The sequence below is a fragment of the Bacteroidota bacterium genome, from assembly GCA_039111535.1.
Classification (GTDB): Bacteria; Bacteroidota; Rhodothermia; order Rhodothermales; family JAHQVL01; genus JBCCIM01.
In genome coordinates, this window is the sequence record JBCCIM010000248.1 from 1 (window position 1) to 7747 (window position 7747).

Sequence of the window (7747 nt, forward strand, 5' to 3'; positions counted from 1 at the left end):
AGAGTCAGAGGGGTAGCCTTGTCCATCAAACTAAGTCCTAGCAGTTTCAACCAGATGCATCTGGGCAAACAAGCCCCTGGTGTTTTCATCAACAATGCCAACCAAGTCAAAGTATGCTGCACATGCATTGACAAAGTTGCGTGTGCTTGTACCATCATGGTCACCTTTGAATACAGCAGGCTATTCGAAAATCATCAAACTCCAAAGGCATACCGGCTCAATCGTTATTGATGGCCTTGTCGATTCGGATGAATGGGATTCGATTGTGCCTTTTGAAGTGTTGCAAAAGGTGCCTGATGCCGGCGCCATGCCGTCTCAAAAGACTGAAATCAGAATGACGTACGATGCCCTAAACATCTATTTGTCTTGTAGATCATTCGATGAACACCCTGAACTTATTGTAGCGAATACAAAGAAAAGAGATGACTTCACGGAAAACACTGAGTGGTGCGGGTTTCTAATCGATTCGTATGATGACCGGGAAAATGCGCTTGCTTTTTTTGTGACCCCTACCAATGCAAAGCTGGATATGGCATTGTCGGGTGACATTGAAGGGCCCTCACCGTTTAATTTGAGTTGGGATTCTTTCTGGGATGCGGCAGTTTCTAGAACCGAGGAAGGCTGGTTCTCGGAAATAAAAGTGCCTTTTTCTAGCCTGTCTTTTGAGGAGAAAGACGGCAAGGTAGTGATGGGTGTTACGGCCTTTCGGTACCTGGCGCGCAATGACGAAACGGATATCTTCCCACCACGGGATCCGTCTTTGGGGAGCACATTCAAGCCATCGCTCACCCAAAGGGTGCAATTTGAAGGCATCGTAAAACGAAATCCTATTCGGATCACATCCTATGGCTTGAGCGGTTTTGAGTCAATCAACGAAAGTACTTCGGTTGCAGGTGCTCCGGTTACAGAAGCAGTCGGCAACACGATGAGAATGAAGGCCCAGGTGGGGCTTGATGCCAAAGTTTCGCTAAGTAGTAATGCGACACTCGACCTGACTGTCAATACCGATTTTGCCCAGGTAGAAGCTGATGATCAACAAATAAATCTAACCAGGACCAATCTGTTTTTTCCAGAAAAGCGGCTGTTTTTTCAAGAGCGCGCCAGCTTGTTCGATTTTGCATTTGGCACAACAGGGAAAGTCTTTCACAGCAGACGTATTGGCATTGTAAACGGTCAGCAAACACGAATCTTAGGAGGTGTTCGTGCGCTGGGGAAATTTGGGAAGTGGGAAGCGGGCATCTTGTCTATGCAATCAGCAGCTGACATACTGGCCTCCGAGAATTTTGGCGTTGTACGGGTCAGAAGGAAAGTGCTCAACGAAAATTCTACAGTAGGATTTATTGTAACTAACCGGAACGATTTCGACGGCAATTACAACGCTGTCTATGGGTTTGATGCAACGCTAAAGATTCTCAGGAAAAACTATTTCAATGTGCGAATTGCCCAGAGTATCTCTGATAGTACGCGGTTCGATGTCGTATCAGGAGCGCCTACCAAACTGTTCTTTGAACTTGAAAAAAGATCTTTTGAAAAACTAACCTACAAAATAAACTTTTCGAGAGCCGGCGCTACCTACAATCCGGCCATGGGATACGAACAGCGGAGTGATTTTTCCCAGCTTAACGCAAGGGTAGCCTACAATTTTTTTCCGAATAATGAGTCACAGGTCTTACAGGCTGTGCCCTACCATGAGGCGCTGGTGAACTGGAGTAATGCACTGGGTTACATGGATGCGAGATCGTTGAGGATGGGTTTTCAAGTGTTCACAAAAGCGGGATGGCTTTTCGATGTGAATTACCAAAATCAGCGGGAAGTGCTCGCTCAAAATATCACGTTTCCGGGTAACATTTTAGTGAGCGGAGGGAGCTATGACTTTGGAAGTTTTTCAGGATCCTTGACTTCACCATCTGCAGGGAATCTGTCCTATGCCACATCCATTACACTTGGGAAGTTCTACAATGCCAATAGAGCGAATGTGTCTGCTTCAGCCTTGTTAAATGTAACGCCCGACTTCATCGTACAAGGAAGCCTGGATTACAATCGAATAAATGGTCTGGTCGAGAACGAACGTACGCATATAACCCTTGCACGGCTAAAGTTGTCGTATGCGTTCAGTACAAAACTCTTTTTAAGCGGCTTCTCGCAATATAATAACGTTTCAAAGTCGCTCATCAACAACTTCCACCTCCGATATACTGCTAAAGATGGGAATGATTTCTACCTGGTATATAATGCTGAGATCAATCAGGTAGGTGGGGCTGTCGGGACGCTATTTCCGGAGGCCAATCGCGGGACATTGCTGGTAAAGTACAGCCATACTTTTCACAAGTGACCCGATAAATACAGCCTTGCATCCATATTCCAGAATTATCATGAAACTCTATCCTCGACACCTTCGCTCGAATTCCTCCCGCCTGCTAGTGAAAAACATAATCATGTTTGTATGCGCAATTGCGCTGTTTCTTTCATTGGCAAAGCATGCGAAGTCTATAGCTGAATCTGATAGCTTCGACATACCTGTTGAACAAATTAAGACAAGCAATAGACAAGAAGTCACCGCCCAAAGCTACCAGATATATTGGCAGAAAGCAGGTGTGTTATTACAATCTGCCCAGCCTCCCTGTGCAGACGCTGCAGTTTTTTCGGTATTGCCAGCTACGCTACAGTAGGTGGGTGAAAGCTGGTTTCAAACCCGCGCTAAAAACAGGCTTTCGCTGTTATACTAGACCATGAGCAACCAATCGCTTGAATGACCTGATGTCGGTAGAAATGCAAAACGGGCACTCGCAGTGCCCGTTTTGTGTTACTGAAATATCGGCATGTAGATGTTACGCCGGCTCGGATACCAACTGATTTGCCGGGAAAAGCTGCTTGTCGTAGTAGTATGATACAGCCAGAATGACCAGCGCCACAATTGCGCCATATTGCTCGCCATCACCCACCATAATATGAGCAGAAGAGGCCAGGATAAAATCAAAACACAAGCCTGCATATGCCCATTCTTTTAACACGGCTGACTTTTTGGTCAGAATAGCCACAACAGCCAATATTTTGGCAATCGCTAGTGGAATTACAATATAGGCGGGGTAGCCAAGGCTGGTAAACAAGGCCTGAATCTCTGCTGTGTTGAACAGGTACATACCGGCAGAAAAGATCATCATCAGGCAAACGAGGCCCGTTGCGATCCAGTAAAAAATCTTTGGGAGTTTCTCCATTGTGCTGCTATCTCGGTTGGTTAGTTTCTCTAAGGCGTCAGGCAATTGCCATAGTCGCCACCAATACGCGCCATGTCAGCCTCAATGAAGGCCGCACGATCTGTAAGGTATGCGGTGGGGGAGGAAGGGTTTGACCGGGTTGGGGTGGGCAACGCTGCTGCTAGTAATGCAGACTCGTGCAGGGTTAGTTGTGACGCTGATTTGCCAAAATAGTGGTGGGAAGCGGCTTCAGCGCCATAAATACCAAATCCCCACTCGGCAAGATTTAAGTACACTTCCAATATACGTTCTTTAGGCCAAAGGATTTCAATCAAGGCGGTGAAGTAAGCCTCAAATCCCTTGCGTATCCATGAGCGTGTTGGCCAGAGGAATGCATTCTTAGCGGTTTGCATGGACAGGGTTGATGCGCCACGTTTAATGGTGGCTTCCTCATTGTGCGCTTGCGCTTTTGCAATGGCAGTCCAGTCAAAGCCATTGTGTACGCAGAATTGCTGGTCCTCCGCCGCAAGCACTGCTAAAGGCAAGTGCGGACTAATCTGGTCTATGGTGACGGGCCGGCGATCAATTTCCAGCCCTTTTTGCTGGTCCCGCCGCATAATGAAACTGGAGGGCGGGTCGGTGAAACGGTAGACCAACACCCAGAAGACACTCAATAGAAAAAAGAGGATCAGGCTGATTGCGACCACGCGTAAGCCAATTCGAAAAATTGGGAATTTGGATTTTTGTGGTGCTTCCTGGGCAGGGTAGTCTACATAGTGCGACGAGTAATCGGTCGACATGGGGAGCGTAGAAGGGATGGATAGCGGGGAATAGCAACTGTAAGTTACCAAATACTTCATTGTTACTCAACAATCCAGTAGGCTATTTATTACCGAATGCCGAATAACCTTCAACCAATATTAAAACGTGAGCCGATAACCCAGCGTTGGTAGAATGCCCAACTGCGGAATGACGCTCAACGATTGTTTTTTGATATCATACTCGAGAAATCCGTCATTTTTACGGTGGATGACATTTTGTACGTCGAGATAGATTTGGTGCGTTAGAAATGGTTTGTTGAAGGTGTAGTTGGTGCTAAAGTCTACCCGGAAATAGGGCGTGAGTTGTTCGGAGTACCGTCGGGTTGTATTGAGGCGAATGTTGACGCCATTGTCGAGTTGTGTCACTTCGAGGGGGGTATATCTGTTACCGCCACCAAACAAAATCCGCGCATTAATGCCCAGCACATCGCGTTTTTGCCGGCCCATATTGAATTCAACACCCGTCACCAGGTTTGTCATAAACCGCGTGTTATACCGGCTGGGGAATCGATTTCCATCAATTGTGGAATACTTGGCATCGAACAGTGACCCGTTCAGCATGAAGTAATAGCCATTTGAGAAGAGCTTTTCCAGCGACAGATCAAGTCCATAGTTTGTGGTGGTGCCGGCATTGGTTAGCCCCAGCGAAGAGGCGTATACATTAAACAGGAAATACGTGTTTATGGTAGAGAACGTGCTGCCGGGCAAATCTGAAACAGGGATGTCGTACCCATAATTGTAGTACACCTCTGATCTGAAGCGCGTATCACCCGGGAATATTTTTTCAAAAGCCAGTACGTTGTGCCATGACTTGGAAAGCTGTAAATCGCGATTCGAAAACGGAATGCTGTCTTGCCGCGTGTTTTCGAGCAGGTAAATACCAAAAGGCTCAATTTGGCTGTGTATTCCTGTGCCGAAAGAAAGCGTTTTGTCCTGTGCAAGCTGCCACTTGATACCAAGACGTGGCTCGAAAGTGCGTTCTTTGTTGACGCTGAAATAGGTGCTATGGACCCCGGCATTGAAGGTTAGTCGTGTGTTTGGCCGGTAGGTCCATTGTAAGAAGCCGCGGCCCATATGGACGGGCTCATTGACATAAATCTGATAAGTCCACGGGGCATACGGATCAAAGTCGCGGGTGCGGAACTGGTAGGTGAGCCAGAGCAAACTCCCCGATATGCCTGCCTCCATCAAGTGCCGTTCGTTGGGGCGGTAGGCAAACCGGACCTTCGCCCGAACCCCCTGCTCTTTCTCCCACTCTTCGTCAGCGTTGATTTTTTCATTATTGATGGGTCGTGCTTGCACGTAGGTGCTTTCAAGTTCCGACTTCCCAAAGGCTGCAACTGTGGTTTTGAGAAAGCTGGTGGAGGATAGCGGCAGGAAATTGCTAATGCCAATCACCCCTTTCTTTTCATCACCCTCATCAGCTTCTTTTAGGTCGCTATCTGAAAACGGGGGATTGACACAGTTACAGGTAATACTTGTCTCTTTGTCGTGAAAATAGGACGTGCCACCAAGGCCAAAGAAGGTGAATACGCCTAATTTGCGCGTGGGTAAGTGGAATTTGAACGCGAGGTCCTCATAGGCTATAATGTCGTTCGGGATAATATTGAAGTCGGCCAGCAAGCCAAGCGTGGAATATCGGTAATTCAATAGATACGAGCCACCGCGCGATCCAATGGGGCCTTCCATTGTGCCTTCGAGACCGAGTGATCCGACACCAATGGTGTATTCGCTGCGTTCGGAATTGCCTTTCCGCATGTTAAGATCAAACACGCCGGCTAACGCATTGCCATACTCAGCCGGAAAGGCTCCCGAGAGGAAGTCAGAGTACGTCAGAACGTTGGCACTGAACATGCTGATACCACCGCTGCTGTGGCCGCCATCGCCAAAATGATTGGGGTTGGGGATTTCGATGCCTTCGAGTTGCCAGACTGTATACTTGGGCGACTGACCGCGCACGATCACTTCATTGAGCAGGTCGTCTTCTGCCCGGGAAACGCCGGAGAAAGACTGCGCCATGCGCGCAGGATCTGAAATACTGGCAGCATACCGTTGCGTTTGTTCAACAGAGAACGAGCGGGCGCTTACGGTGGCTGCTTCATTGAGCGGGACCATCAGGTCAGGGGCATCCGAGACAAGCACCATTTCCATTGTCACGGGAGACGGAATGAGCGCGATGTCGAGCACCAATTCTTTGCCGGCAGTGAGCAGCAGTTGTGAAACATGCGCCGGCTCAAAACCAATGTATTGCACAATGAGCGCATGCCGGCCCAAAGGCAAGCCAGGGATTTCAAAGTTGCCCTGTTCATCTGTACTCGCGCCACGAAACGGGTCGAGAGAAGCTACAACTACGTTAGCGCCGACCAGTGGGGCCTGTGTGTCGTGATCAATAACCGTCCCGCGAATGGTTTGTGTGTACGCTTTACGTTGTGCCGGTGGTGACCAGCGCAGGGCTATTTGCCGCCCGATCCGTTCATATTCGATGTGTATCGGCTCAAACAGACGGTCGAGGATGAGCGCAAGCGATTCATTGTCAGCGCTGATTTCCACAAGCTGATCTGCCGGCAAACTCGAAGGGCTGTAAATAAACCGAATCCCCGTTTGCGCACGCAAAACGCCCAGTACTTCCAGCAACGATGCGGGTGCAACCGAAACCGTATGGCGCTGCTCCAGCATCCGTGCAGGATCAGCTTCTACGCGATCTGCGGACACCTGGGCCTCGCTTGCCAATGGGAACAGGCAGGCGAGCCACACACTCAATATGATTCGTTGTATCAATTGCACAATAGGGTGTCAGGCTGCCGGATGCCAGGTGATAGTACGCTGCATCCGGTAGCCTGACTATCGGGTTAAAACGTTACTTTATAGCTAAGGATCGGAAGCAAGCCGCTGTGGAAAAATGCCACCTGTTCAAAATTATTGTTGTAGTCAAAACCCTGTACGTTTAGTCTGTCCGTGATGTTTTGGAAGTCAAAACGGATGGCATGGGTTAGGGCCGACTTGTTGACGGTGTAGCTCAGGCCGACATCCAGGCGGTAGTAGGCGTCTACTTGCTCTTCGTAGGTCTGCGCAAAGTCGAGGACCGGGAATCCGAGGTCGCGTGACCGGTTGACGTCGAGCGGTGTGTATCTGTTGCCGCCGGCAAGCAGGACCCGCACGTTCAAACCAAACTGGTTTCTGTTTTTGAGTGAAAACTCTTTGCCCCCGACTACATTAAGCACGTAGTTGCCGGCATAGCGCGTGTTGTAGCTTTGGCCATCCAACGGCGTATAGCGCGACTCATACAGTGAACCGGTGAGGAGGTAATAATAGCCTTTGCTCAGAAATTTCTCCAACGTCAATTCCACCCCGTAATTTTCGCCTGTACCTTCGTTCACCAGTATGTCGTTACTAAACACGATATCCCATGCATCCTCAGCATTTATAGAAGAAAAGATGGGGTTTTGTGCAGAAGAAGAGACTGGAATATCAAACAGGTCCTGGTAATATGCTTCGAAGCGTAAGCGGAATTTTGGCGTGAAATAGTGGTCGTATCCTACCACGTAATGCCATGCTTTCATAAGATCCAGGTCTCTGTGGGGCTGGAAGCTTTGGCCGGCGGCGTTGGTCCGTTCTGCGAGGTACAACGCTGTGGATTCGGTGCGGGTATGCAGACCAACGCCAAACGAAAGTGTTTGCGTTTCCGACAGCCGCCATGCTGCGCCGATGCGCGGTTCAAGGGAGTGGTTTTTG

Annotated in this window: 5 protein-coding genes; 1 reads left to right on the forward strand and 4 read right to left on the reverse strand. The window is 48.9% G+C overall.

Annotation, left to right across the window (positions count from 1 at the left end):
* Positions 1-94: 94 nt before the first annotated feature.
* Entirely contained in the window at positions 95-2332 is a 2238-nt protein-coding gene (locus AAF564_24410) for a DUF5916 domain-containing protein (GenBank protein MEM8488712.1), read from the forward strand.
* A gap of 496 nt (positions 2333-2828) precedes the next feature.
* Here the strand turns inward: AAF564_24410 and AAF564_24415 are convergent, their stop codons facing one another.
* From AAF564_24415 to AAF564_24430, 4 genes are all read right to left on the reverse strand, one after another.
* On the reverse strand, positions 2829-3215 hold the full coding sequence (locus AAF564_24415; protein MEM8488713.1) for a DoxX family protein: 387 nt from the start codon (positions 3213-3215) through the stop codon (positions 2829-2831).
* Positions 3216-3244: 29 nt separating this feature from the next.
* A complete protein-coding gene (mtgA, locus tag AAF564_24420) occupies positions 3245-4054 on the reverse strand; it encodes a monofunctional biosynthetic peptidoglycan transglycosylase (protein MEM8488714.1) in 810 nt (269 codons plus the stop codon).
* A gap of 60 nt (positions 4055-4114) precedes the next feature.
* Positions 4115-6727, reverse strand: coding sequence for a carboxypeptidase regulatory-like domain-containing protein (locus AAF564_24425; GenBank protein MEM8488715.1), 2613 nt, complete (start codon positions 6725-6727; stop codon positions 4115-4117).
* A gap of 137 nt (positions 6728-6864) precedes the next feature.
* Positions 6865-7747 (reverse strand): TonB-dependent receptor (locus tag AAF564_24430; GenBank protein MEM8488716.1); only part of this gene is annotated, 883 nt, incomplete at its 5' end.